This is a genomic window from Rhizobium sp. RCC_161_2 (assembly GCF_041355235.1).
Taxonomy (GTDB): Bacteria; Pseudomonadota; Alphaproteobacteria; order Rhizobiales; family Rhizobiaceae; genus Rhizobium.
Window position 1 is genome coordinate 22,747 of sequence record NZ_JBFUPL010000010.1, and the last position, 24,905, is coordinate 47,651.

At 60.1% G+C, this 24,905-nt stretch carries 22 protein-coding genes and 1 tRNA gene; 13 read left to right on the plus strand and 10 right to left on the minus strand.

The window, feature by feature from the left end; genetic code table 11:
• Positions 1–168 precede the first annotated feature (168 nt).
• Complete coding sequence (secA, locus tag AB6803_RS23555; protein WP_371111168.1) at positions 169–2,889, plus strand: preprotein translocase subunit SecA; 2,721 nt, start codon at positions 169–171, stop codon at positions 2,887–2,889.
• Positions 2,890–3,004: 115 nt separating this feature from the next.
• Here the strand turns inward: secA and AB6803_RS23560 are convergent, their stop codons facing one another.
• Positions 3,005–3,898 (minus strand): LysR family transcriptional regulator, encoded by an 894-nt coding sequence (locus AB6803_RS23560; RefSeq protein WP_371111169.1) that lies wholly within the window; start codon positions 3,896–3,898, stop codon positions 3,005–3,007.
• 124 nt (positions 3,899–4,022) lie between these two features.
• On the opposite strand from AB6803_RS23560, the gene AB6803_RS23565 reads away from it, so the two are divergent.
• Entirely contained in the window at positions 4,023–4,232 is a 210-nt protein-coding gene (locus tag AB6803_RS23565; protein WP_371111170.1) for a 4-oxalocrotonate tautomerase, read from the plus strand.
• A 130-nt stretch (positions 4,233–4,362) separates the two neighbouring features.
• Here the strand turns inward: AB6803_RS23565 and AB6803_RS23570 are convergent, their stop codons facing one another.
• A complete protein-coding gene (locus AB6803_RS23570) occupies positions 4,363–4,992 on the minus strand; it encodes a glutathione S-transferase family protein (protein ID WP_371111171.1) in 630 nt (209 codons plus the stop codon).
• 238 nt (positions 4,993–5,230) lie between these two features.
• Here AB6803_RS23570 and AB6803_RS23575 point away from each other — a divergent pair, with 238 nt between their 5' ends.
• Together AB6803_RS23575 and AB6803_RS23580 are read left to right on the plus strand one after the other, a co-directional pair.
• The gene (locus AB6803_RS23575; protein ID WP_371111172.1) at positions 5,231–6,646 is read left to right on the plus strand and encodes a polysaccharide biosynthesis C-terminal domain-containing protein; all 1,416 of its coding nucleotides are present in this window, start codon (positions 5,231–5,233) and stop codon (positions 6,644–6,646) included.
• 2 nt (positions 6,647–6,648) lie between these two features.
• Positions 6,649–7,920 carry a GNAT family N-acetyltransferase gene (locus AB6803_RS23580; RefSeq protein ID WP_371111173.1) on the plus strand — a complete coding sequence of 424 codons (1,272 nt, stop codon included), beginning with the start codon at positions 6,649–6,651 and terminating at the stop codon, positions 7,918–7,920.
• An 85-nt stretch (positions 7,921–8,005) separates the two neighbouring features.
• Here the strand turns inward: AB6803_RS23580 and AB6803_RS23585 are convergent, their stop codons facing one another.
• Both AB6803_RS23585 and lepB read right to left on the minus strand, forming a co-directional pair.
• Entirely contained in the window at positions 8,006–9,652 is a 1,647-nt protein-coding gene (locus tag AB6803_RS23585; RefSeq protein WP_371111174.1) for an AMP-binding protein, read from the minus strand.
• Between the two features lie 103 nt (positions 9,653–9,755).
• Complete coding sequence (gene lepB / locus AB6803_RS23590) at positions 9,756–10,709, minus strand: signal peptidase I (protein ID WP_371111175.1); 954 nt, start codon at positions 10,707–10,709, stop codon at positions 9,756–9,758.
• Positions 10,710–10,957: 248 nt separating this feature from the next.
• Here lepB and AB6803_RS23595 point away from each other — a divergent pair, with 248 nt between their 5' ends.
• Positions 10,958–11,938 carry an aldo/keto reductase gene (locus AB6803_RS23595; RefSeq protein ID WP_371111176.1) on the plus strand — a complete coding sequence of 327 codons (981 nt, stop codon included), beginning with the start codon at positions 10,958–10,960 and terminating at the stop codon, positions 11,936–11,938.
• 114 nt (positions 11,939–12,052) lie between these two features.
• On the plus strand, positions 12,053–12,847 hold the full coding sequence (locus tag AB6803_RS23600; RefSeq protein WP_371111177.1) for a class I SAM-dependent methyltransferase: 795 nt from the start codon (positions 12,053–12,055) through the stop codon (positions 12,845–12,847).
• Between the two features lie 7 nt (positions 12,848–12,854).
• Here the strand turns inward: AB6803_RS23600 and AB6803_RS23605 are convergent, their stop codons facing one another.
• Positions 12,855–13,442 carry a TetR/AcrR family transcriptional regulator gene (locus AB6803_RS23605; protein WP_371111178.1) on the minus strand — a complete coding sequence of 196 codons (588 nt, stop codon included), beginning with the start codon at positions 13,440–13,442 and terminating at the stop codon, positions 12,855–12,857.
• A 233-nt stretch (positions 13,443–13,675) separates the two neighbouring features.
• On the opposite strand from AB6803_RS23605, the gene AB6803_RS23610 reads away from it, so the two are divergent.
• From AB6803_RS23610 to AB6803_RS23620, 3 genes are all read left to right on the plus strand, one after another.
• Entirely contained in the window at positions 13,676–14,974 is a 1,299-nt protein-coding gene (locus AB6803_RS23610; protein ID WP_371111179.1) for an MFS transporter, read from the plus strand.
• Between the two features lie 450 nt (positions 14,975–15,424).
• On the plus strand, positions 15,425–16,621 hold the full coding sequence (locus AB6803_RS23615) for an FkbM family methyltransferase (RefSeq protein WP_371111180.1): 1,197 nt from the start codon (positions 15,425–15,427) through the stop codon (positions 16,619–16,621).
• A gap of 127 nt (positions 16,622–16,748) precedes the next feature.
• A tRNA-Leu gene (locus tag AB6803_RS23620) sits at positions 16,749–16,833 on the plus strand.
• Between the two features lie 123 nt (positions 16,834–16,956).
• Here the strand turns inward: AB6803_RS23620 and AB6803_RS23625 are convergent.
• On the minus strand, positions 16,957–17,781 hold the full coding sequence (locus tag AB6803_RS23625; RefSeq protein ID WP_371111181.1) for a helix-turn-helix domain-containing protein: 825 nt from the start codon (positions 17,779–17,781) through the stop codon (positions 16,957–16,959).
• Positions 17,782–17,878: 97 nt separating this feature from the next.
• Between AB6803_RS23625 and AB6803_RS23630 the strand changes: the two genes are divergently transcribed.
• Positions 17,879–18,808, plus strand: a complete 930-nt coding sequence (locus AB6803_RS23630) for a phytanoyl-CoA dioxygenase family protein (RefSeq protein ID WP_371111403.1) — start codon at positions 17,879–17,881, stop codon at positions 18,806–18,808.
• Positions 18,809–19,003: 195 nt separating this feature from the next.
• On the opposite strand, the gene AB6803_RS23635 is transcribed toward AB6803_RS23630, so the two are convergent.
• Positions 19,004–19,192, minus strand: coding sequence for a hypothetical protein (locus AB6803_RS23635; protein ID WP_371111182.1), 189 nt, complete (start codon positions 19,190–19,192; stop codon positions 19,004–19,006).
• 1,155 nt (positions 19,193–20,347) lie between these two features.
• Between AB6803_RS23635 and AB6803_RS23640 the strand changes: the two genes are divergently transcribed.
• A complete protein-coding gene (locus AB6803_RS23640) occupies positions 20,348–20,941 on the plus strand; it encodes a YqaA family protein (protein ID WP_371111183.1) in 594 nt (197 codons plus the stop codon).
• A gap of 15 nt (positions 20,942–20,956) precedes the next feature.
• Positions 20,957–21,469 carry a disulfide bond formation protein B gene (locus AB6803_RS23645; RefSeq protein WP_371111184.1) on the plus strand — a complete coding sequence of 171 codons (513 nt, stop codon included), beginning with the start codon at positions 20,957–20,959 and terminating at the stop codon, positions 21,467–21,469.
• A gap of 188 nt (positions 21,470–21,657) precedes the next feature.
• Here the strand turns inward: AB6803_RS23645 and AB6803_RS23650 are convergent, their stop codons facing one another.
• Entirely contained in the window at positions 21,658–22,215 is a 558-nt protein-coding gene (locus tag AB6803_RS23650; protein WP_371111185.1) for an HNH endonuclease, read from the minus strand.
• 111 nt (positions 22,216–22,326) lie between these two features.
• Positions 22,327–22,971, minus strand: a complete 645-nt coding sequence (locus AB6803_RS23655; RefSeq protein ID WP_371111186.1) for a DNA-3-methyladenine glycosylase — start codon at positions 22,969–22,971, stop codon at positions 22,327–22,329.
• Positions 22,972–23,014: 43 nt separating this feature from the next.
• Between AB6803_RS23655 and gluQRS the strand changes: the two genes are divergently transcribed.
• On the plus strand, positions 23,015–23,896 hold the full coding sequence (gene gluQRS / locus AB6803_RS23660; RefSeq protein ID WP_371111187.1) for a tRNA glutamyl-Q(34) synthetase GluQRS: 882 nt from the start codon (positions 23,015–23,017) through the stop codon (positions 23,894–23,896).
• Here the strand turns inward: gluQRS and AB6803_RS23665 are convergent.
• Complete coding sequence (locus AB6803_RS23665) at positions 23,861–24,811, minus strand: YihY/virulence factor BrkB family protein (RefSeq protein WP_371111188.1); 951 nt, start codon at positions 24,809–24,811, stop codon at positions 23,861–23,863. The two genes, gluQRS and AB6803_RS23665, sit on opposite strands and share 36 nt — an antisense overlap.
• Positions 24,812–24,905 lie beyond the last annotated feature (94 nt).

Here is a 24,905-nt window from a genome sequence, read left to right on the forward strand (position 1 = left end):
CCTTTCTGTATCGGCCAATTCCCGTTGACATCAATCGACCCCCCTCTTATCTGTCACGCAACCTCGCGTCCAGAACAGTTTCCGGGCGTTTTGTGCTGAACTCCCGTTTTTTTCGGAGATGGATGAAGCAGAAAACGACAGGATGAAATCTCAGAAAGGACCAGTCACATGGTCAGCCTAGGTGGAATTGCCCGCAAGTTGTTTGGCTCGTCCAACGACCGCCGGGTCAAGTCGTTCCAACCGAATGTCGTTGCGATCAACGCGCTCGAAGAGCAGATGCGTGCCTTGTCTGACGAAGCCCTGGCCGCCAAGACGGTTGAGTTCCGCCAGCAGCTCGCCGACGGCAAGACGCTCGACGATCTCCTCGTTCCAGCCTTTGCCGTGGCGCGCGAAGCCTCGCGGCGTGTCCTCGGCATGCGACCTTTTGACGTACAGCTCATCGGCGGCATGATCCTGCATTCCAACGCCATCGCTGAAATGAAGACTGGCGAAGGCAAGACGCTGGTCGGGACCCTGCCGGTCTATCTGAACGCGCTTGCCGGCAAGGGCGTGCATGTCGTCACCGTCAACGACTACCTGGCGCAGCGCGACAGCGCCACCATGGGTCGCCTCTATGGCTTCCTTGGCATGCGTACCGGCGTCATCGTCCACGGCCTGTCGGATGACGAGCGCCGCGAGGCCTATGCCTGCGACATCACCTACGCCACGAACAATGAGCTTGGCTTCGACTATCTGCGCGACAATATGAAATACGACCGCGGCCAGATGGTGCAGCGTGGTCACAATTTCGCGATCGTCGACGAAGTGGACTCGATCCTGGTCGACGAAGCGCGCACGCCGCTGATCATCTCCGGCCCGCTCGACGACCGCTCCGATCTCTACATTACCATCGACGCCTTTATTCCGCGCCTGTCGAAGGAAGACTACGAGATCGACGAAAAGCAGCGGTCGGCCAACTTCTCCGAAGACGGCACCGAGAAGCTGGAAACCATGCTGCGCGAGGCAGGTCTCCTGAAAGGTGAATCGCTCTACGACGTCGAAAACGTCGCGATCGTCCACCACATCAACAACGCGCTCAAGGCCCACAAGCTGTTCCAGCGCGACAAGGACTATATCGTCCGCAACGACGAGGTCGTCATCATCGACGAATTCACCGGCCGCATGATGCCGGGCCGGCGCTATTCGGACGGCCAGCATCAGGCGCTGGAAGCCAAGGAACGGGTGCAGATCCAGCCGGAAAACCAGACGCTGGCGCAGATCACCTTCCAGAACTACTTCCGCATGTACGGCAAGCTTGCCGGCATGACCGGCACGGCATCGACGGAAGCCGAAGAATTCGGCAACATCTACGGCCTCGACGTCATCGAAGTGCCGACCAACCTGCCGATCCAGCGTATCGACGAGGACGACGAGGTCTATCGTACGCATGAAGAGAAGTTCAAGGCGATCATCGCCGAGATCCTGGAGGCGCATAAGCGCGACCAGCCGGTGCTTGTCGGCACCACCTCGATCGAAAAGTCGGAACTTCTCGCTGAGCTGATGCGCAAGCAGGGCTTCACCAACTTCCAGGTCCTGAACGCCCGCTACCATGAGCAGGAAGCCTATATCGTCGCCCAGGCCGGCGTTCCCGGCGCAGTGACGATCGCCACTAACATGGCCGGCCGCGGCACCGACATCCAGCTCGGCGGCAACCTCGAAATGCGCGTCGAACGCGACCTGCATGACGTAGAGCCCGGTCCCGAACGCGATGCTGCGATCGCGCGGATCGCCGAGGAAATCCAGGTGCTCAAGCAGCGGTCGATCGCTGCCGGTGGCCTCTATGTCATCGCCAGCGAACGCCATGAAAGCCGCCGTATCGACAACCAGCTGCGCGGCCGTTCCGGCCGTCAGGGCGACCCCGGCCGCTCGAAATTCTACCTGTCGCTCCAGGACGACCTGATGCGCATCTTCGGCTCCGACCGCATGGACGGCATGCTGCAGAAGCTCGGCCTCAAGGAAGGCGAAGCCATCGTCCATCCCTGGATCAACAAGGCTCTCGAGCGCGCCCAGAAGAAGGTCGAAGCTCGCAACTTCGACATCCGCAAGAACGTTCTGAAGTATGACGACGTGCTGAACGATCAGCGCAAGGTCATCTTCGAGCAGCGCGTCGAGCTGATGGATGCGACCGATCTCACCGAGACCGTCGGCGACATGCGTCACGACGTCATCGAGGATCTGGTTTCTAAGCACATTCCGGAGCGCGCCTATGCCGAGCAGTGGGATGCGGACGGCCTGAAGACCGCCGTCGCCAACTTCTTCGACCTGGACCTGCCGATCCACGATTGGGTCAAGGAAGAGGGCATTGCCGAGGACGACATCCGCGCCCGCCTGACGGAAGCTGCAGAAAAGGCCGCCGCCGAGAAGGCCGAGCGCTTCGGCCCCGAGATCATGACCTATGTCGAGCGCTCTATCGTGTTGCAGACGCTGGACAATCTCTGGCGCGAGCACATCGTCAACCTCGACCACCTGCGCTCCGTCATCGGCTTCCGCGGCTACGCCCAGCGCGATCCGCTGCAGGAATACAAGGCCGAAGCCTTCGAGCTCTTCCAGGCTCTGTTGAACAATCTTCGCCAGGCCGTCACCGCGCAGCTTTCGCGCGTCGAACTGGTGCAGCAGCCGGCCGAGCCGCAGCCCCCCGCGATGCACGGAAGCCATATCGACGCCACCACCGGCCAAGACGAGTTTGCGCCGCTCAGCCTCGTCAGCGAAACCATCGTCTCCCCGGAAAGCCGCGACCCGCAGAACCCGGCGACCTGGGGCCGCATCGGCCGCAACGAGGCCTGCCCTTGCGGCTCCGGCAAGAAATACAAGCATTGCCACGGGGCATTCGAGAACAACGAAGTGGTTTGAGGCTTCGCAATCTCTTGGCAACAATCAAAATGCCGCCTTCAGGGCGGCATTTTTTATGCGCGATGCAGATTGGCATTCCTCGCCCGAAACTCCCGAGCGACATGCAGGGGGATCGCTATTCGGCAGAAGCGCCAAAGCGTTTTAGCAGGAAATCGATCATGCTGCGCAGTTTCGCGGTCGGCCGACGGTCCACGGCATATAGCAGGTACATCGGCGAGGCGACGGGTGTCCATTCAGGCAGAACCTGAACAAGGCGGCCTCTGGCGAGATCATCAGCAAGCATGACTTCCGGCTGAAGAACGATACCCGCTCCGTTCAAGGCTGCTACGCGCAGTGCATCACCATTGTCGGCGGACAATCGCCCGCTCACGTCCGACCGCCACTCGCCATCCGGGCCGAACAAGTACCACTGGTCCCGGCGGCGCCAATAGGAGAGGCCGAGACAGTCATGCGCTGAGAGATCCTTGGGATGTACCGGCGTACCCCGCCGCTCTAGATAGGACGCGGAGGCGGCCATTATTCTTCGATATGGCTGGAGAGGACGTGCCACCAGATCAACCTCTGTGACATTGCCTATCCTGATTGCAAGTTCACACCCTTCCCGCGACAGGTCCGGCACCCCGTTGTCCAGCATGACGTCGACGCTCACGGCTGGATACATGGCCAGATAGTCGGACAGTGCCGGCATCAGGCGATGACTTCCGAACGTGACGGGGGAGGCGATGCGCAGGAGACCGCGAGGCTCGGCTTGCAATTCGCTCGCGCTTGCATCAGCCAGCTGCACGTCGGCCAACACTTGCTTGCAGCGCTCGTAATACAGGCGACCGATTTCGGTTAGCTGCTGCCGCCGGGTGGTCCGGTGCAGCAGGCGAGCTCCCAAGCTTGCCTCTATTGCCCGAATTTGCTTGCCCGCCATGGTCGGCGACACGCCGGCAGCGTCGGCCGCGGCGCTAAAGCTGCCGTGCTCGACCACCCGCACGAACATGGTCATGCCGGATAATTTATCCATATTATAAACCCAGTGGTTCTAAATGAATGAACATAGAGCACGTTTATCGGAGGCAGGCTAGCGGTCATAGTTCCCTTGCCTCAGCCATCTCAAGTCGAGACGGCGATGAAACAGGAGTTCTCCAATGCCGACAATTCATCTCGAAATGCATCCCGGCCGAACGCTCGAGCAAAAGCGTGATTTCGTCCGCAAGGTCACTCAGATTACCGCTGAAACGCTTGTCTGCCCGACGGACAGTGTGGATGTGCTGATCAGCGAGATTTCCCGCGAACACTGGGCCAAGGGCGGCCAGCTCGTGTCGGACAAGGCTGCGCCTCAGAAAATCGCACAATGACGCGATGATGTCCGCAGCATCGGCTGTAACGACATAGCCATCGATCGATCGATAAAATGCCGCCTTCGGGCGGCATTTTGCCTATGCCGCGATCGGAGAATAACCCAATCTAGCGGCAAACCCAGTATACTCAGACAGCGGAATGCGGATCGTCGCTATATGGGTAGATCGGATAGCCGGAACCGATGATCCCCCGCAGGCGATCAAACCAGGCGGCAAGCGCCGGATAGTCGGTGAGAGTGAAGCCGCAATCCTCTGCTCGGTGGCCATAGGCGTAGACCGCAATATCCGCGATCGTAAACTCATTGCCGACAAGAAACGGCGTATCTGCAAGGCCACGCTCCAGCGCGGCGAGAGCACGGGCTCCGGCTGCGCGTTTGGCGGCGACCATGGCCTGATTTAGCTCGAGCCGTCCCGTCAACGTCCAGAAGCGCAATGTACCGATGACCGGCTCGACATGATATTGCTCGAAGAACAGCCACTGCATGACCTTGGCGCGTTGATAGCGCTCCGACGGGAAAAATGGCGTGCCTTCGGCGAGATAGGCAAGGATCGCGTTTGATTCAGCGATCGCCCGCCCATCCTCCAGTTCGAGAACGGGAATGCCGCCTGCCGGGCTAAGATCGAGAAAGGCATCCGTTCGACCCCCACCCTCAAAAATCGACACCAAGCGGCTCTGATATGGAATGTTCAGCAGCCCAAACAGGAGCCTGGCCTTCCAGCCGTTCTGTGACGGCAGATAGTCGTAAAGCGTGAGCATTTGGATCCTCCACTGGTGATCCATGGACTCTGTGCGCTGCGCCCACCACGGACCACCCGATTCTTGCGCGGTTACCAATAGAGGTGGCTGCCGATCGCTGCTCCCTCCAACTGGCGGTTGGTAAACAACCACACCGCTCACCATGTCATTTTTACCCGCGATAAGAACCGATTCTTAACCCTCCTCTGCCAAAGCTATCGCGAGGTTGGGCTCATATTTAAAGTATTGTGTAACGATCATGACGGTCTTTCAAACAGCAGAGAGAATGCTGCCGTCCGGGCTGCGGATTGTGCTGTCGCCATATTTGCGCAAGCTTGCCCCTCTTCTTACCGGCACTGACGAAAAATCCATCTCCCAACGCATGGCGCTCATTGCCTTCGCCATCCGCATCGCCGGCGCCGCCCTCGCCTTCGTTTCGCAAATCGCGCTTGCCCGCATGATGGGACGGTTCGAATACGGTATCTTCGTCTTCGTCTGGGTGCTGATGATCCTGTTCGGCAATCTCGCCTGCCTCGGCTTCCCGACTGCCATCATCCGTTTCCTGCCGCAATATGACGCCAGCGGCAATCACGACGCCATTCGCGGCCTAAACCGCACCGCGCGCCTCTTCGTGCTCTCCGTTGCCGGCGGACTGGCGCTGGTCGGCATAGCGGCACTCCATGCCTTCAATGGCATGATGGAAAGCTACTATGTGATGCCGATCTTCCTCGGCCTCATCGCCGTGCCGATGATCGCGCTCGGCGACGTGCTGGACGGCACGGCGCGCGCCAATCACTGGCCGGTCATGGCGCTGAGCCCGACCTTCCTCATCCGCCCGACACTGATCCTGCTCTTCATGCTGGCCGCGATCCTTTTCGGCGCCGCGCATGATGCGGTCACCGCCATGACGGCCGCACTCACGGCGGCATTCGTGACCGTCCTCTGCCAATATCTCGCCGTCACCTTCCGCCTGCGCCGTCACTATCCGAACGGCCCGAAAACCATCGAGTTCAACGCCTGGCTCGCGGTCGCCTTCCCGGTCTTCCTGGTCGAGGGCGTCGGCTATCTGCTGACCAATTCCGATGTCGTCGTGGTCGGTATCTTCCTTGATCCTAGCCAAGTCGCCGTCTATTTCGCCGCCGCCAAGATCATGGCGCTGGTGCATTTCGTCTATTTCGCGGTCAAGGCCGCCATCGGCCCGCGCTTTGCCGCCATCATCGCCGAGAATGACCGGACCAAGCTCGCAGCCTACGCGACCGAGGCCACGCGCTGGACCTTCTTTCCGGCACTGGCCGTCGGCCTTGCCGTGCTCGCCGCCGGACAATTCCTGCTTTCGCTCTTCGGCGCCGCCTTTACCGAGGGACAGGTGGTGATCGCCATTCTGCTTGCCGGGGTTCTTGTGAGGGCATTGGTCGGACCAGCGGAGATACTGTTGATGATGGCGGACCGGCAGATGCTCTGCGTCTATCTCTACGCCGCAGCGCTCGTCGCCAATATCGGCCTCAACCTCCTGCTCATTCCGCATTTCGGGATAGAAGGCGCCGCCATCGCCACGGCCAGCGCCATGGCGGTCGAGGCCGTGCTGCTGCACATTGCCGTGCGCCGCGCGCTCGGTATCGTGCTTTTCGCCCTCATCCGCAGACCGATGACACCAGCAACCAGCGGGGCACTCTGACCATGGCGCGCGCTCCCTTCACCGAAAGCACCGACAGCCAAGTGAACGCGCTCACGCATACGCTTGCGGCGCTGCATTTCGAGCCGCCCAAGGCCGAGGCCCGCGTCGAGGTCGGCCGGACCGGCCGCGAACTCTGCCTCTATCCCGGCAAACTCGGCTATGAGCTGCAGGACGAGCTGGATTTCCTTTCCAACCGCGCGATGGAGCCGAATGTCTTCTTCTCCGGCCGCTTCCTGGCGCCGGCCATGCCGCGCCTCGAGGATCGGCACATCCGCCTCGCGCTGATGCGCGACCAGAGCGGCGCCCGCAGCCGCATGCGCCTACTGATGCCCTTTACCGTCGACAAGCCGGGTTTTGCCATCGGCCCCTCGATCATCCGCGTCTGGTCGAATTCCTTCGGTCCGCTCGGCACGCCGCTGGTGGATGCCGAGGAGGCCGGCGAAACGCTCGACAATCTCTTCGAGGCGCTGATCCAGCGCGAGCTGCAATTGCCGACGATGCTGGTGCTGCCGGATATCCGGCTGAACGGCCGTTTCGCACAGATGGCAAAGGCCGTCGCCATCGGTCGCAACCTGCCGCTGACCGTCGCCAATCCCTATCGGCGACCGATGCTCCACAGCAGCGACGATGCGCTCGCCTATCTCAGGCGCACGATCTCGAATGCGCATCTGCGCGAGATGCGCCGGCAATGGCGCCTGCTCGAAAGCCATGGCGAAGTGGTCTACTCCGTTGCCCGCCAGCCGCGCGAGATCCATCAGCGCATGGAGGAATTCCTGGCGCTGGAGGCAAGCGGCTGGAAGGGCAAGAAGCGCAGTGCGCTGGTGACCGACCGTCACCACGCAGCCTTTGCCCGCGAAGCCGTTTCCAACCTCGCCGCCGTCGACGCCGTGCGTATTCACACCATCGACCTCAACGGCCGGGCCATCGCCTCGATGATCGTGCTGATGATGGGCGGCGAAGCCTACACCTGGAAGACCGCCTATAACGAGGACTATGCCCGCTATTCGCCGGGCAAGCTGTTGCTGGGCGAATTGACGGAATGGCATCTCGACGACGCCAACATCGTCCGCTCCGATTCCTGCGCGGCACCAGACCATCCCGTCATGAGCCGCTTCTGGCAGGAGCGCGAGGACATGGGCACGCTGATCATCGGCCTGACCCAGAATAGCGACCGCGATGTGCGGCAAGTGGCGGCGCAGCTGCACATGTATCGCAGCACCCGCAACATGGCGAAGCTGCTGCGCCAGAAGATATTGTCGCTGACGAAGCGTTAGAGCGGCGAAGCGCTTCGCCGCTCTATCTCACTGTTTTGAGGCAATTCCGGACGGAAAACCGCTACGCACTTTTCCTGGAAGTGCTCTATTCTTTCGCATCAACGGTCTCGGCGGCGGCGCGGTCGCGCAGGAAGCGGCGGATTACCTTGCCCGAGGTCGTGAGCGGCAGTTCATCGACGAACTCGATCTCGCGCGGATATTCATGCATGGAGAGGCGGGTCTTCACCCAGTCGCGGATTTCAGAGGCCAGCGCTTCGCTCGGCGCGTGACCTGGAACCAGCACCACATAGGCCTTGACGATCTCGGTACGCACGGCATCCGGCTTGCCGACGGCGGCCGCCAGTTGCACGGCCGGATGACCGCCGAGGCAATCCTCGATCTCGCTGGGGCCAATGCGATAGCCCGACGAAGTGATGACATCGTCGTCGCGGCCGATGAAGGAGATATAGCCCTCCGCATCCTGCCGGCCGAGATCGCCGGTCAGCATCCAGTCGCCGGCAAACTTCGCCGCCGTTGCCTTCTCGTCCTGCCAATAGCCGAGGAACATCACCGGATCGGGCCGCTCTATGGCGATCTGCCCGCTCTCGCCCACCGGCATCTCCCTGCCCTCGGCATCGACGATCGCAACTCGATGGCCGGGCACCGGCTTGCCGGTCGCCCCGCCACGGCTGACGCCGAAAGCGGCGCTGGAGGACAGTACGAAATTGCACTCGGTCTGGCCGAAGAATTCGTTGACGGTGACACCGAGGGCCGACCGCGCCCATTCATAGGTCTCGCGCCCGAGCGCCTCGCCGGCCGAACCGATGGTGCGCAGCTTGAGGTCATAAGTGGCGCGGGGATTTTCGATCGACTTCAGCAACCGCAGCGCTGTCGGCGGGATAAAGGCATTGCGCACGCCCATCTCGGCCATGATGCGGAAAGCCGTATGCGCGTCAAATTTCTGCGCCAGCGAGGAAACGACGGGCACACCGAGCATCAGGCTCGGCAGCAGCGCGTTGAGCAAACCGCCCGCCCAGGCCCAGTCCGACGGCGTCCAGAGCTTGTCGCCTGATTGCGGAAAACCCTCATGGGCAAACTGCATGCCGGGAATATGCCCCGGCAGAACACGATGGCCATGCAACGCGCCCTTCGGCGGCCCCGTCGTACCGGAGGTGAAGATCATGAGCGCCGGATCGTCCGGGCCGGTATCGGCGACCTTGAAGAGCGGCGGATGTTCGGCAACGAGCTCGGCAAAACCGGCCACACCCTCCTCGCCGCCATCGATGCTGATCACATGCGCCAGTTCCGGCAGGCGGTCGCGGATCGGCCGCAGCCGCTCAAGCCCGAAGCGATTGGTGACGATTGCCGAAGTACCCGCGACCTTCAGCCGATATTCCAGCGCTTCCGCGCCGAACAGCAGAGCCAGCGGCAGGGCGATGGCCCCCATCTTGTAGATCGCCACATGCGCGACAACCGTCTCGAAACCCTGCGGCAGGAGCAACGCCACCCGATCGCCCCGCTCGACACCAAGCGCCGTCAGGGCGTTGGCGAAGGCGGCGGACCGATCGCGCAGCGCGCCATAGGTCAGGGTGAGATGATGGCCGTCGGGGCTGAAATGTTCGAGGCAGATCCGATCCGGCTCCCGCTCGGCCCAATCGTCGCAGACGGCACGCCCGATATTGAATTTCGCCGGAATCTCCCAGCGAAAATCACGGTAAAGGACCTCATAGGTGTCGTGCGGGGGCAGTTTCATGCGGAATTCCGGAAAAATGTTGCAGTGCAGCTAACACTTCCCGAGCGGGCTATTCAAGAAAACAATTGGGATAGCCCAACCTCCACCGAACGCAGCTGCTCGCCTAATGCACAAGCGACCAGCCGGTCTTCGTCCCGTCGCGGTGAAACAATAGCCAGAACTTGCCATAAATATTCGCCTCCGGCACGAAGCCAACATCGAAGCGGCTATCGTTGGAATTATCGCGATTGTCGCCCATGACAAAATAATGCCCCTCGGGCACGATGTATTCATCGGTATTGTCGCCTCGTGAATTCGGTGAGGTATCGAGCGTCTGGTAGCGGGCGCCATTGTCCAGCACCTCGCCAAAGACGGGAAGCACACCCGGCTCCATGCTGTAAGTCGATGTAATCGTACCCTCGGCATCGCGCGGCACGGCCTGTCCATTGATGAAGACGGTCCCGGCCTTCATCTGGATGTGATCGCCGGGCAGCCCGATGATCCGTTCGGCATAGGTGATCTCCGGCTCGGGAGGATATGCCAGCACAACGGCATCCCCCCGCTCAGGCTTCGCGCCGAACATTTTCAGCGGTATCCAATCAGACCTGTATGGGAAAGAATAGCGGCCATAACCATAGTTGAACTTCGTCACTAGGGCATAATCATTCGGTATGAGCGTCGGCATCATCGAGCCGGAAGGAATCGAAAAGGGCTCGGCTACGAATGAACGGATGAGGAGCGCTACGACGATCGGCAACAGCCAGAACAACAAGGCAACATTGTACCAGCGCGCGAACCAGCGATATTGCCAATCGGTTGCTCCTCTTCGCGCCAGCAGATAGCCATGGATGCAGCCAAGCAGATTGAAGCACAGCACCACAATCACTGCAGCTGCCGCCAGGGTAAATTGAGGCATCGCGAACGCTGCAAAAAGCAACACCAGATTGGAGAGCAGGAGATAGGCAACGGCCATACGCCCTTTGCCGAGATAGGCCATGACCATGGCTGGCCCAAGGACCAGGCCGATGATCCCGGCGGCAAGCGGGCGGCGGTCCCGGAAGAATCGGATGAAACGCATGGAAGCTCTCCGGCTGCTCGAACCGCCATGGTTACACAACCAGTGCCTGCGTTTGAATGCCTCAGTATGGCAATCCCCACAAACTGCGCCATCTTTGTTTAGTGCTGCTTCAAAGCCTATCGCGAATTATTGAGCTAATCGGCGGAGCTTTGCTCCGCTAGTCTGATTATGATGGTACATCCACTCTGCCCCATTGCGGCGGCGGAGCGCCTGCCTATCGGATATCCAGAACAGGATGGAGACGATCGATGGAATACGTGAAGTTTGGCAAAACCGGTCTTGAGGTGTCCCGCATCTGCCTGGGTTGCATGACCTATGGCGACCCCAACAAGGGTACCCACGCCTGGTCGCTGAAGGAAGAGGAAAGCCGCCCGCTGCTCCGGCAGGCGATCGAGGCCGGCATCAATTTCCTCGACACCGCGAACACCTATTCCAACGGCTCATCGGAGGAGATCGTCGGCCGCGCCATCAAGGATTTCTCCCGCCGCGAAGACATCGTGCTGGCAACGAAAGTATTCAATCGCATGCGCCCCGGCCCGAACGGCGCCGGCCTGTCGCGCAAGGCGATTTTCGATGAGATCGACAACAGCCTGCGCCGCCTCGGCACCGACTATGTCGACCTCTACCAGATCCATCGCTGGGACTACACGACGCCGATCGAGGAAACGCTGGAAGCGCTGCATGATGTCGTCAAGGCCGGCAAGGCCCGCTATATCGGCGCCTCCTCGATGTATGCTTGGCAGTTCGCCAAGGCGATCTATACCTCGCGCCTCAATGGCTGGACCGAATTCGTTAGCATGCAGGACCACCTGAACCTGCTCTATCGCGAGGAAGAGCGCGAAATGCTGCCCTTCTGCGAAGATCAGAAGATCGCCGTCATCCCCTGGAGCCCGCTGGCCCGCGGCCGCCTCACCCGCGACTGGGACGAGGCGACGGCACGCACGGAAAGTGACGAATTCGGCAAGACACTCTACACCCAGGCGCTCGAATCCGACCGCAAGGTCGTCGAGGCCGTCGGCACCATCGCCAAGGCCCGCGGCATTGCCCGCGCCCAGGTCGCTACCGCCTGGATCCTGCAGAAAAGCGCCGTCACCGCCCCGATCATCGGCGCCTCCAAGCCCGGCCACATCGCGGACGCCATCGCCTCGCTGGCCGTCAAACTGACGCCGGAAGAGATCGAGTCGCTGGAATCGCCCTATGTTCCGCATGGGGTTGCCGGGTTTAAGTAAAAACCTCCGGGGGAAGAACCTTGCCCCGGTAAAGCAAGCGTGAAAAATCGCTTCACGAGCCGGTCACAGTTCAGCCTTAACAGGTCAAAGTTCCCTGCCCCCGAGGATCCACCCATGACCACCATGCCTTTCGAAGCGCGGCGTTTTCAGTCCACCGCGGCCTATTATTTGCGCTATCGCATCCCTTATCCGGACACATTGATCGCCCGCGTGGCCGAGCGTAGCGGCCTGAAGGCCGGCGATCGTGTGCTTGATCTCGGCTGCGGCCCCGGACAGCTTGGGATCGCCTTTGCCCGGCTTCAGGGCGCCACTGTTACCGCGATGGACCCGGAGCCGGAGATGCTCGCCGCCGCCGAAGCCGGCGCGAAGGAAGCCGGCGTCGGGATCACCCTCCGCCAGGGGTCTTCCTATGATCTCGGGCCGGATATCGGCAAGCTGCACCTCTGCATCATGGGCCGCTCCTTCCACTGGATGGACCGGCCGGCGACGCTTGCTGCCCTCGACCAGCGGATCGAGCCGGATGGCGCGGTCGTGCTGTTTCATGACAAGACGATACTGGCGAGCCCGGATTGGCGCGGCATTGTCGAAAAACTGGCGGAGACTTTTTCGCCGGAGCGCCATGAGGAACGCCTGCTGCGTAAGGGCAAGGCTTGGGCGCCGCATGAGACCATGCTGCTCGCCTCGCCCTTCCGCAAACTCGAGCGCATCGGCATCGTCAGGGAATATGTAAGGGACATCGAGGATATCGTCGGCCGCGTCTTCTCGATGTCTTCCACCTCGCCGCAAGCGCTCGGCGACAAATTGGCGGATTTCGAGGCAGCACTCCGGGCGGAATTGCTGGAGGTCGCTCCCGACGGCAAGATCACGGAAATCGTCGAGGCCAACGGGCTCCTCGCCTTCCGCGACTAAACCGTTGTCATTCCTTGACGCTCTCCGGCGCGGGCGTCAGCTCCTGCCGGGTGGCGGCCAGGAATTCCTGGGATAGCTCGGGATTGTCCATAGCGCGCGCCAGGATGACGGCACCGACCATGGCCGAAAGGCTGACGAGCGCCTTGCGGCGGCGCTCCTCCTGCGTTTCGCCGGGTGTGATCTCCTCGAGGATCGCCGCCATGCCCATCAGGCCGCCGGTAAAGGTCGACTGCATTTTCGGGCCGTGGCGGCTGACCTCCTGCGTCAGCGCCGCGAAGACGCAGCCGGTCGCATGCTCCACGACATTGCGATGCGACAGATAATGCGCGAGCAGCGCTTCCAGCGGCTCGCCCGGCGCACCGTCGACCACTTCCTTCCAGCGCTCCAGCGAGCGAGATACCACCGCCTTGCCGGCTTCGCAGGCCAGTTCGTCCTTGGATTCGAAATGACCGTAGAAGCCGCCATGCGTCAGCCCGGCCGCCTTCATGATGTCGGCGACGCCGATACCGTCAAAACCCTTTTCGCGAAAAAGCTCCCCCGCCACGGCAAGGATCTTCTCACGGTTCTCGGCGAATTTTTCGCGGCTCACTCTCATCAAAAAACTCCACCAGAGCTTCAATAAATCTTGATTGACAATTTATATGATGGCCATCATGAATATGCAACAAATATGATCACTATCATCTAAATGTCTTTGCACAATCGTTCAAGCCAGGAGAAGGGCATTGCGATACGAGCGAATATGACGTCGCCGGCTCTTTTTCAGCCAGCCACCGACCTTTGCCGATCTTGAACGCCGAAACACGAAACCCCACTGGAACGCATCCCATGGTCTCCACAGTCCTCGCCTCGACGCTGGCCCGCCGCAACATCCACTACGGATGGGTCGTCGTCGGCGCCACCTTCCTCACCATGCTCGTCACCGCCGGCGCCATGGGCGCCCCCGGCGTGCTCATCAAGCCGCTGGAAGACGAGTTCGGCTGGAGCACATCCTCCATTTCCTCCGCGCTCGCCGTCCGCCTGGTGCTGTTCGGCCTGATGGGACCTTTCGCCGCCGCCTTCATGAACTATTTCGGCGTCCGCAAGGTCATCGTCTTTGCGCTCGCCACCATCAGCGTCGGTTTCATCGGCTCGTTGTTTATGACGCAAGTCTGGCAGTTGCTGCTCTGCTGGGGCATCATCGTCGGCTTCGGCACCGGGCTGACCGCCATGGTGCTCGCCGCCACTGTCTCGACGCGCTGGTTCACCAAGCATCGCGGCCTCGTCATCGGCATGCTCTCGGCAAGCTCCGCCACCGGCCAGCTCGTCTTCCTGCCGCTGATGGCCGAGCTGACGACGCGCTATGGCTGGCGCACCACCGTGATCTTCGTCTGCGGCATGATCGTCGTCGCAGCCCTCGTCGTGCTGCTCCTGATGCGCGACCGCCCGTCCGACATCAACCTGCCGCTCGTCGGCGAGATCCATGTCACGCCACCGCCGCTCGCCACCAAGAACCTGAAGGCGGCGCTCGCCTCGCCGATCGTCATCCTGAAGGAAGCGTCGACGAGCTCGACCTTCTGGATCTTGGCCGCTACCTTCTTCATCTGCGGGCTCTCCACCAACGGCCTGATCCAGACGCATTTCGTCACGCTTTGCGGTGATTTCGGCATCGTGCCGGTGGCCGCGGCCAGCGTGCTTGCCGTCATGGGTATCTTCGATTTCTTCGGCACGATCGGCTCCGGCTGGCTCTCCGACCGCTTCGATAATCGCTGGCTGCTCTTCTGGTATTACGGCCTGCGCGGCCTGTCGCTGGTTTACCTGCCGTTCAGCGACTTCACCTTCTACGGCCTGTCGATCTTCGCCGTTTTCTACGGCCTCGACTGGATCGCCACCGTGCCGCCGACCGTCAAGATCGCAGCCGACCGTTTCGGCCGCGAAAAGGCCGGCCTCGTCTTCGGCTGGGTCTTTGCCGCCCACCAGATGGGCGCCGCCACCGCCGCCTATGGCGCCGGCCTGACCCGCACCGAACTCAACACCTACCTGCCCGCCTTCTTCGTCGCCGGCGCCTTCTGCGTGCTCGCCGCAATCCTGGCGCTGACCATCAGCAAGCCCGGCTCGACAGACAGGGCTCCGGCGATGGCCCACTGAGACAAACAGGAAAAGGCCCATGGCCATAGTTGATCGCCATGGGCCGAACCGACCCTTGCAGAAACACTCGCAATAACGCGCCTGCCTGACCTGCGCGCCAAGGTAATCGCGTGCCGGACGCCCGCCTTGTCAGAATCCGTTTCCCCTTTGGCAGAATTCGTACAGCCAATCAATCATGGGGCAAGCGCCGATACTGGTCCGCCCCCAATAACATTCCGAAAATAAGGAATTTCAACGGATATCATTCCCCTCGCCTCCGCCCCTTCACAGACGTTTGAAGACACATTGCGACTCACCGGGACAGAACACGCCGACATTACGGCAATTCGGAAATTATTCTTGTCAAACATGGGCTTAGAGAGCAATCTCGCCCGCGATCCGAGGTTCCGGCAATATCGTTTATCTGTGAGACATCCAGTTCCGTCTCATTCGTCAATAAGGAAACCGACGTTGTTCTATTCCAAGATTGGGCAGGTTGTGAACAAGCAGGGAGATGAGCGTGTGTCTGTCAAGAAAGGGCAGGCAGGATGGGTGCTCTATGGGCCCTATGTGACACTTTCTCCGGGACGCTATGTCGTTGAATTTCCCATCGAGGCCGACCCGGCCGTGCCGGCTGAGGAAGTTTGTTGCAATATCGATGTCGTTGCGGGTTTCGGCGCCCGACCCCTAGCACAAAAGCAACTTACCGGCGCTGATTTGCTGCGACCGGATAAGGGTGTTGCCCTACAGTTCGATACGGATGCGGAAGACGTTTTTGAATTCCGGGTCGTTTCAACCGGGGCCGGTGCATTTACCGCAAGTGTCCACCGCCCCTTGAAGCGGATTGACCTTCAAAGCGGTCAGGTATTGGAAATCGCCCTGCCGGAGATGACCAATCCATTCTACAAAACCCATATCGACAAGTTCAAGTACTTCGAGAAGAACGGCTTCAGCTTTCAAGTCACGGCGCAGGATATTATCGCTGATTTCTCTGGAACCCGGTTTCATGTCTACAATGCCGAAGATCTCCAGGTTCTCAGCGAGATTTTCATTCACAACGAATACAATTTCATCACCGGGCGCGACAAGATTGTCGTCGACATCGGCATGAATGCTGGCCTGGCATCGCTGTTCATGGCGAAAGATCCGACGGTGCGGGAAGTGCACGCATTCGAGCCTTTCTCACTACCCCATGCCAGAGCACTGAAGAATTTCGCGCTGAACCCGCAGACGCGCACCAAGATCAAGCCTAATCAATTCGGACTGGGCGAAAAAGACGAGCAGACGGAGGTTATGGTCAGCTCCGATGCGACAATCGGCATTTCTGTGAGGGGAGCCGATACAGGAAAGCCGGAGACGATCCATATCAGAGACGCCGCCTCTATCATCGGCCCGCTGGCCGAGCGCGCTAAGGCTGCCGGCATGGACCTCGTTATCAAGATGGATTGCGAGGGATCCGAGTTCGGGATTTTCAAGACGCTGGCACAACATGAGCTTTTCGGCTCCATCCATGCCATGGTGATCGAATGGCACAAATGGTGGTCCAAGGAACTGACCCAGATGGACCTCATTGCTCCGCTACTTGAGGCCGGCTTCATCGTGCTTGACAAGACCCAGCTATCCAATCCTCATGCAGGGCTGTGTTATGCGGTAAGAGCCGCGCGGTGATCACACGATATGCGGAGCAAAACACCATGTTTGCCCTTAAGATTTCCTTTCTGACCTCATTGAGCCATGCCTTATCTTCCCGCCTTGACTTCATGCCTGTCTCCATCTAGTGGAGCTACGTCATGATGCCCCATTGGCGGAATTGGTAGACGCGCTCGACTCAAAATCGAGTTTCGAAAGAAGTGCTGGTTCGACTCCGGCATGGGGCACCACCATCCAGAATTTTCTCCAAATTCACCCAGGTTTTCCACTCTTTGCCCTCAGCAAGGCATCGCATCGTTCGAGACCATATCGATAGGCGATGAAAGAGGAACTGGGCGAGTCATCCCAACCGCTCAGCCTCTCATATACCGCGCCCGGAATTCGCTGGGCGTGCAGCCTTCGCGCTCGTGGAACAGTCGCGAAAAATAGAAGGGATCCTTGATTCCGACTGCGGCGGCGATGATCTCGATCGTTTCAGCCGTTGTCGCCAGGAGCTCCTTGGCGTGGTCCACGCGCATCCGAAGCTGAAACGCCTTTGGCGGCAGACCGGTTTCTTCGATAAATTTCCGGCGTAGTGTGGCAGTCGACATTCCATGCTCGGCGGCGAACGCGGCCAGGTCCAGAGGCTGCATTGTCCTTTTCCGCAACGCTTCGACGATCTCCGCGATATCGGTCGTATCGTGGCGCAAAGGCGTGGCACGGCTTGCGTGCCTTGCTGCCAGGACGACGATCTGGTGCAGAGCCAGCGCGGCGGATGCCCTTCCAAGGCTCTTATCGTCCAGCAGATCGGCGTGAAGATTACGGAAGAGGCGCTGCATCGAGTCGAGATTCCGAAGTGCTACGACCGGATCGCGTTCGCTGAAGAGCCGCAACCGCACGAAGTCGCGCGTGAAAGAGCCTTCGAAAAGCGCCCATCGCTCGCTCCAGCCGTCGGCGTCCGGACCATAGGAATGCTGGCGGTTTGGAAACAGCCAGAAAAGGGCTGGCCCCTCGACGCTCCGCCGGCCGCAGGCATCGGTCTCGATAAAACCCCGGCCCTGCTCCACCAGAACAACCGCATAACTCGGCAGCTTCCGGCATTTGACCGCATGAGTGACATGCTGCCGTCCGCTGCCGATGACAGCAAGCCCACCGGCGGCGGCAAGGGAGGACCGATAGATTGCTTCCGTTGAGTTCATGACGAGCGAAAAGTCCAGTATGGCTTTCCTCCATGTGAGCAATTGCCATCATTTGCTAGGTTCTCGATACAACAAGCTCAAGCATCGGACGAGTGAAATGTCAATTTCGAGACAGATTAAGCAGCCAGACGAGGAAAGGCTTTCCCTTACCGCGAACGGAAAGACCCTGTCGATGGCCGCGGATCGGTTCGGCTATTTGACCCCCACCGATCCGAATATAGGCGTCGAGGCGATCCGTCGCCTCTATGAGGAGAACGGCTATGTATGGCTAAAGGGCTTCTTGCCACGAAGCGAGGTCATCGAATTCCGGGGCTGGGTCTTTGCTCATCTGGCGAAGACCGGCCTGATCGAGCAAGGCACGGATCCTCGGCATGGGATCGCATCGGCGGCAGGGAATGAATATAGCGCGGCGGATCGCTGCCTCATGTCCCTGGTTCGCTCCACGGCGTATGAGGGCTTCTGTGCGCAGCCCCGCATCGCTCACTTTATGGATGAATTCCTGTCGGGCATTTCCTACCTGCACAAACGCAAGATCATGCGGTTTACCCGGCCGGGAACGGCGACCGCAACGCCGGCGCACTATGATCTTGTCTACTTGCGTGGGGGCACGAGCCGGGTGGTAACGGCGTGGATTCCGATCGGCGACACTCCCATCGACATGGGCGGCCTGGTCTATCTTGAAGGATCGCACGTGATTGGCCTGAAGATGGAGCGCGAATTTAGCGAGCGCAACAAGGATCTCAGTCCCGAAGAACAAGTGAGCGCTTACAATCGCAATATGACGGAAGGCGGATGGGTTTCGAAGGATCTGCCGGACATGGCGGAACGGTTCAACACGCGCTGGCTCGCCGCGAATTATGAGGCAGGCGACATCATGCTCCACTCGCCGTTCATGATCCACGCCTCGACGACCAATCAGGATAGAGAACAACGACTGCGCCTCTCCACCGACATCAGATACCAGAATGTCGATGACGAGATCGACGTGCGATGGAATAACCATTGGACCCTGGGCGACATGTTGTAGCTTTGAGTTCGGTCCGGTTGCTCTCGCCGGAGAAACAGAACGACCTGAGCTAGGTAAAAAATGCGCCGGGTTTGATGGCCGGGCAGCCAAATTTCGCGCAAAAGAAAACCCGCCGGAAGCGGGCTTCTGATGAGAGCATTCAATTGGCTGAGCAAGTCTTTCAAGCGACCGTCGGTGGCCACCTCAACCAGGTCATCAAGCCGGACGCTGCGGGCGTGTCGGCCGATCCCGCTCTATACGCAGGGCTTTCAGAAGAGCAGCCTTCTCCAGCCGTTGAGGGACTTTGCCTGTGGTGATCTCGCGAAACACCGTGTCGGTCTTTTCGCTGATCTTGCATCTGAATCCCTTGCGGGTTTTCAAGGTTGGACCGATATGGACTGGCATGATCTGCATCCTCCGTTTGAGTTGCTAGTCGGTTGGGCAAGGGCTTTCACCGCTAGCATCATGATGGCGTCTGCCGTCATGACGACATTCTCACGTATCGTTGCCTGCCAAGAAGAGAGGAAGACGGTTTCAGTTCCGCACAAATGCGGAAACCGTTTCCTATGAGAGCTGTCATAGCACGGATTACCGGGAATATTTTACTTTAATTTCATATCAACTTTTATAGCAGCGTAACTCATTGAACTTGCAGGCAAGAACCTGCCACCCACAAAAACGACTCCTGCTCCAGGAAATGAAGGCGCGAAGCGCTCTCTCAAGGCGCGTGGCCGGGCTCCTAATGGAAAGCCCGCCATTGCTGGCGGGCTTTCTCTACTGCTGAGCAGGTGCCGTGGCGGGGGGCGTTGACGTTGCCGGTGGCTGTGTCGTTGTGGTCTCGGCCGGCGGAGCTGTTGCCTCTGGCGAGGTTGCATGAGGCCAGAAGTTCCACGCCAGCGCGGCTACGAGGACCGCTGCCAGAAGAACGATCCACGATGTCCAAGGAGGGCGTCGTGAAAGCGGCGGCGTTCCGAGGTCCGAATTTGGTCTGTTAAGATCATTGCTCATAGCGATACTCCTCCGCACCATAAACCCCTGGATGTAAAAAAGGTTCCGAAGCGCGGAAAAGTACGTGTGGGAAGGTGCATCAACCAGGTAGCGGGCGCATCCATCCGAAGCATGCCGGCAGAAATCAATGAATCACTGGAAGATTAGCGATGAGCATGAGAGCGATACCAGCCGACAAAACCGATGTCTCGATGAAGAAAATCGCGTACTGCCGCCCGGTGAAAAATAAATTAAACCGTCTCATCCAAATTCTCCTTGCCTGATTATTTTAATCATTGACTTAAGATAACATAGATTACCGAGAAATATTTAATTTCTTTACATAATTAGTCACAAATATTGATACCGATTTGGCATGAAGGGTACGAAAACCTTCACCGGCACAGACACTCCGAACCGGAAACATAAGAAAAGACTAAACAAAAACATATCGCCGCCGATCACCCCGGCCTCACGAAAAATTTTGATTTTGTGCTGCCCGCCCAAGCTTGCGGCCATTTACAGCCACAATCCTCGTCCCTAAAGGTGTGCAACGCAGCAAAAGGGGGTACCATGCTTCGTAGACTCTACGATTGGACCATGTCGTTGGCCGGCCGCAAATCGGCGGAAGTCTGGCTGGCTGTTATCGCCTTCGTCGAAAGCTCCGTCTTTCTTGTCCCCGCCGACGTGCTGTTCCTGCCGATGTCGCTCGCCAAGCCCGAGCGCGCCTGGCGCTACGCGCTGACGGCAACGGTTGCTTCCGTTCTCGGCGGCATCGCGGGCTGGGCACTTGGCTATTATGCCTTCGAAACTATCGCCAAGCCGATCCTGGAATTCTACGGCAAGCTCGACGCCTTCAACCAGATGAGCGCGGGCATCACCTATGAATGGATCCTCCTACTGCTGGTCACCTCGGGCCTGGCGCATCTACCGCCGATCAAGGTGGTGACGATCCTTTCCGGCGTTGCACACATCGATCTCGGCCTGTTCATCATCTCGGCCATCGTCGCGCGTGGCGCTCGCTTCTTCTTCCTCGCCTTCCTGCTGCGCCGCTACGGCGAATCGATCCGGCACTTCATCGAGAAACGCCTCGGCCAGATCACCATGGCGGCCGCCGGCATTCTCATCGCCCTCTACGGCATCTTCCATTATGCTCTGGCGAACTGAGCACGGAGCCCCTTGATGTCCCAAACCTTGACCTCCTCCCGTGCCGGCCTTGGCTATTCCGCACTGCTTGCGATCGGCATGGCCGTCGTCGTCGGCTCGGCCCTCGGCTTCCAGCATATTGGCGGCTATATCCCCTGCGCGCTCTGCCTGGAACAGCGCCAGCCCTATTATTACGGCATTCCCGTCGCGATCGTCGCTGCCCTGACGGCCATCCTCCGCCTGCCCTCGTGGATCACCCGCACGCTGCTGGCGATTGCCGGCCTGATGATGGTGGTCGGCGGCGGCATCGGCGTCTATCACGCCGGCGTTGAATGGCACTTCTGGGCGGGTCCCACGACCTGCTCCACCTCGGCCAGCAGCATGACGCAGAATGCCGGCGACCTGTTGAACGAGCTCAGCACCATCAAAGGCCCGTCCTGCACGGAAGCAGCACTCCGCGTCCTCGGCATCTCGATGGCGGGCTGGAACGTCGTCGCCAGCGTGATTCTTGCGGCGATTGCCTTTGTGGGCGTGAAGAAGGCTGCATAGCCCCTTCTCTCCAGCGGAGAGAAGGTGGACGTGAGCAGTTGAGCAAAGCGAAATTGCGAGCGGCCGGATGAGAGGGCGAGATGCGAAGCGATGAAGGTCTTGAGCGACAAGCGAAAGGCAATTCTGCCTATGCCGCGCCCCCTCATCCGACCCTTCGGGCCACCTTCTCCCCTTGGGGAGAAGGAGTCTTACGGCTGCAGTTCTGTATCCCAGTAGAGATAGTCGAGCCAGCTGTCGTGCAGATAGTTCGGCGGGAACAGGCGGCCGTTGTTGTGCAGATCCTGCACGGTCGGCTGATACGGCTTCTGCGCCGGGAACATGCCCGCCTGCTTCGGCAGCTTGCTGCCCTTGCGCAGGTTGCACGGCGAGCAGGCCGCCACGACGTTCTCCCAGGTCGTCTCGCCGCCATGGGCGCGCGGGATGACATGGTCGAAGGTCAGGTCGTCATGGGTGCCGCAATACTGGCACTCGAACCGGTCACGCAGGAAGACGTTGAACCGGGTAAAGGCCGGGTTGCGGGACGGCTGAACGTAAGTCTTGAGGCAGACAACGCTCGGCAGCCGCATCGAGAAGCTCGGTGACGATACGCACTGATCGTATTCGGCAATGATATTCACACGGTCAAGGAAAACCGCCTTGATCGCGTCCTGCCAGGACCAGAGCGACAAGGGGTAATAACTCAGCGGTCTATAGTCAGCGTTCAGAACGAGCGCCGGCAGGGACTGCGGGGAGACTGCAATCGTCAAGGAACCCTCCTGATCGATTCGGCATCTGCACCTGTATATTAGGCCGGTTGTTACAGGATTGTGAAGTCCAATAAATTCAGTGAAAAGAGGCCGATCTATGAGACCCACTGATTAATCGATAGGCAGCGCGTCGCGCCGGGTCTTGACGGCATAATAAGCCCAGAAAAGCCGGGCCGCGACCGAGCGCCAAGGCGCCCAGACCGCCGCTTCCCGGGCCAAAAGCTTCGGCAGGGGCCTGATCTCATGGCCGAACGCCATGCCCACAGCCGCCTGCAGGGCGACATCGCCGACCGGGAACACATCTGCGTGACCGCCGCAAAACATCAGGTAGACCTCGGCCGTCCACGGGCCGATCCCCTTGATCGACGTCAATTCGGACAGTGCCTTTTCCGGGCGCTCGGTGCTCAACGAATGCAGATCGATTCGGCCTTCGACAACAGCATTGGCGACCCTTGCCAGCGTATCCGCCTTGATTCGCGACAGGCCGAAGGCACGCCAGGCATCCGGCTCCAGCCCGGCATAGGCCTCGGCCGTCACCCGGCCGAGCCTCGCCATCATCCGTCCCCAGATCGCGTCGGCGCTTGCCCGCGATACAACCTGCGAGACGATGATATGGGCCAGCCCCTCGAAACCCGGCTCGCGCAGGCGCAGCGGCACGGGGCCGGCCTCCAGAACAATCTGTCGCAGGCGCGGATCGAGCTCGACCAACGCCGCCAGTCCTTGCCTGATATCGTCTTCATCGCGAATGATGTGCATGGCAGCTCATGGTCCCTCAGCGAGATTCGTGGCAGAAGAAAGCATGATCGAGATTCCCCGTCAAAAGCCGAGATTCCGCTTTGCGCCAAGCCCGAACGGCGCGCTGCATCTTGGCCATGCGCTGTCGGCGATCCTCAATCAAGACATGGCGATCAAGGCCGGCGGCGATTTTCTCCTGCGCATCGAGGACATAGATCAGGCCCGCTGTACACCCGATTTCGAAGCGGGGATTTTGACCGACCTCACATGGCTCGGCCTTTCGTGGGAAGAACCGGTGCGCCGGCAGTCCGAGCATTTTCCGGCCTATCAGAGCGCCCTGCAGTCACTGATCGACCGCAGCCTCGTCTATCCCGCCTTTCTCACGCGCGGCGAGGTGAAGGCGCGGGTCGCCGCTGGTGAAACAAGCGGCAAACCCTGGCCGCGCGATCCGGACGGAACGCCGCTCTATCCGCCCGACGACCGCAAGCGCAGCCCGGAAGAGCGACAGCGATTGCTGGACGTCGGTCTCAAGCACGCCTGGCGGCTCGATATGGAAAAGGCCATCACGTTGGTCGGCCAGCCGCTCCATTGGCGCGAGAGCGGCGATGGCGAGACGGGCGATATCCCTGCCGATCCCGCAGCCTGGGGCGATGTGGTGCTGTCACGCTCCGATGCGCCGTCGAGCTATCATCTCTCCGTGGTCGTCGATGATGCGGCGCAGGGCATCACCCATATCGTACGCGGCCTTGACCTCTTCCACGCCACCTCGATTCACCGCCTGTTGCAAAGCTTGCTCGGCCTGCCGGAGCCGCTCTATCACCATCACCGGCTGATCCTCGGCGACGACGGTCGGAAGCTGTCGAAGAGCCAGGGCGACACCGGCATCGCCGAATGGCGCCGGCAAGGCCTGTCACCGGCGCAGCTTCGCCGCCGCATCGGCCTCTGATTGCTGCTTGTCCACTTCCTGCTTGTCGACGTCCTGGCTGCCGGCTTGCGGGCTGACCACCGCCTTGCCGAACAGCAGGCGCCGCACCTTGAACTTCATCAGCGCCGCATTGATTTCCGCGCCCATGATGAAAATCACCGCGAGCATATAGAGGAAGATGAGCACGATCATCACCGAGGCGAGGCCGGCATAGGTGGCGGTGTAATTGGCGAAAGTCGAGAGATAATAGGCAAAGAGCAGCGCGCCGACCGACCAGAAGACCAGGGTCAGGAACACGCCGGGGATAACGTCGAACAACCGCCGCCGCCCCGCCGCCAGCCACAGATGCAGGATCAGTAGCCCCGCCACCAGCAGGAAGATGGTGCCGTAGATTCGCCAGCTGAAAACGACATCAAGGATATCGGCAAGCCCCGGCAGCCATTGCCGCGTATAGTTCAGCGCCAGCGGCACGGCGACCAGGAGGATGCTCAACAGCGCGAAGATCAGAACCGCGATCAGCACATAGCCGAGGCTGGCCAGACGGTTGAAATACCACGGCCGCGTTTCCGGCACCCGATAGGCGCGGTTAAGCGAAATGCGCAGCGCCTCGACACCGTTGGAGGCGAAATAGGCGGCGGCCAGCACCGAGATCGTCAGCAACCCGCCACGCGGAATGGTCAGCACCTGCACCACCTGATCGGCCACCGGCTTGGCGATCGCTTCCGGCCAGGTGTCGAAGATCAGGTGCACGGCGGTAGAGGAAAACTGGCTGGCGCCGAGGAAGCTCGCGAGAGCGGTGCCGAAAATCAGGAACGGGAAAACCGCCAGCAGCGTCGAAAGCGCGACATGGCTCGCCATGGCGAACCCATCGTCCTCGACGAAATGGAACACTGCATCGTAGACGACCTTGTAAAGCGCACGAACGAATGTCGGCATTCCATCTCCGCCTGAGCCCGGTCCTCATCCACCGGTTGTCGATTGTATCGGGCCACTGAATATGGGAAACGACTCCCATTTTGTACAGGAATCA

Excerpts from the sequence above, each read along its gene's own strand:
- AB6803_RS23585 (WP_371111174.1), bottom strand. The coding sequence starts at position 9,652 with ATGAAACTGCCCCCGCACGACACCTATGAGGTCCTTTACCGTGATTTT.
- AB6803_RS23580 (WP_371111173.1), top strand. The coding sequence starts at position 6,649 with ATGGCGCGCGCTCCCTTCACCGAAAGCACCGACAGCCAAGTGAACGCG.
- AB6803_RS23640 (WP_371111183.1), top strand. The coding sequence starts at position 20,348 with ATGCTTCGTAGACTCTACGATTGGACCATGTCGTTGGCCGGCCGCAAA.
- AB6803_RS23645 (WP_371111184.1), top strand. The coding sequence starts at position 20,957 with ATGTCCCAAACCTTGACCTCCTCCCGTGCCGGCCTTGGCTATTCCGCA.
- AB6803_RS23635 (WP_371111182.1), bottom strand. The coding sequence starts at position 19,192 with ATGCCAGTCCATATCGGTCCAACCTTGAAAACCCGCAAGGGATTCAGA.
- AB6803_RS23625 (WP_371111181.1), bottom strand. The coding sequence starts at position 17,781 with ATGAACTCAACGGAAGCAATCTATCGGTCCTCCCTTGCCGCCGCCGGT.
- secA (WP_371111168.1), top strand. The coding sequence starts at position 169 with ATGGTCAGCCTAGGTGGAATTGCCCGCAAGTTGTTTGGCTCGTCCAAC.
- AB6803_RS23630 (WP_371111403.1), top strand. The coding sequence starts at position 17,879 with ATGTCAATTTCGAGACAGATTAAGCAGCCAGACGAGGAAAGGCTTTCC.
- AB6803_RS23610 (WP_371111179.1), top strand. The coding sequence starts at position 13,676 with ATGGTCTCCACAGTCCTCGCCTCGACGCTGGCCCGCCGCAACATCCAC.
- AB6803_RS23605 (WP_371111178.1), bottom strand. The coding sequence starts at position 13,442 with ATGAGAGTGAGCCGCGAAAAATTCGCCGAGAACCGTGAGAAGATCCTT.
- AB6803_RS23655 (WP_371111186.1), bottom strand. The coding sequence starts at position 22,971 with ATGCACATCATTCGCGATGAAGACGATATCAGGCAAGGACTGGCGGCG.
- AB6803_RS23560 (WP_371111169.1), bottom strand. The coding sequence starts at position 3,898 with ATGGATAAATTATCCGGCATGACCATGTTCGTGCGGGTGGTCGAGCAC.
- AB6803_RS23565 (WP_371111170.1), top strand. The coding sequence starts at position 4,023 with ATGCCGACAATTCATCTCGAAATGCATCCCGGCCGAACGCTCGAGCAA.
- AB6803_RS23600 (WP_371111177.1), top strand. The coding sequence starts at position 12,053 with ATGACCACCATGCCTTTCGAAGCGCGGCGTTTTCAGTCCACCGCGGCC.
- lepB (WP_371111175.1), bottom strand. The coding sequence starts at position 10,709 with ATGCGTTTCATCCGATTCTTCCGGGACCGCCGCCCGCTTGCCGCCGGG.
- AB6803_RS23595 (WP_371111176.1), top strand. The coding sequence starts at position 10,958 with ATGGAATACGTGAAGTTTGGCAAAACCGGTCTTGAGGTGTCCCGCATC.
- AB6803_RS23575 (WP_371111172.1), top strand. The coding sequence starts at position 5,231 with ATGACGGTCTTTCAAACAGCAGAGAGAATGCTGCCGTCCGGGCTGCGG.
- gluQRS (WP_371111187.1), top strand. The coding sequence starts at position 23,015 with ATGATCGAGATTCCCCGTCAAAAGCCGAGATTCCGCTTTGCGCCAAGC.
- AB6803_RS23665 (WP_371111188.1), bottom strand. The coding sequence starts at position 24,811 with ATGCCGACATTCGTTCGTGCGCTTTACAAGGTCGTCTACGATGCAGTG.
- AB6803_RS23570 (WP_371111171.1), bottom strand. The coding sequence starts at position 4,992 with ATGCTCACGCTTTACGACTATCTGCCGTCACAGAACGGCTGGAAGGCC.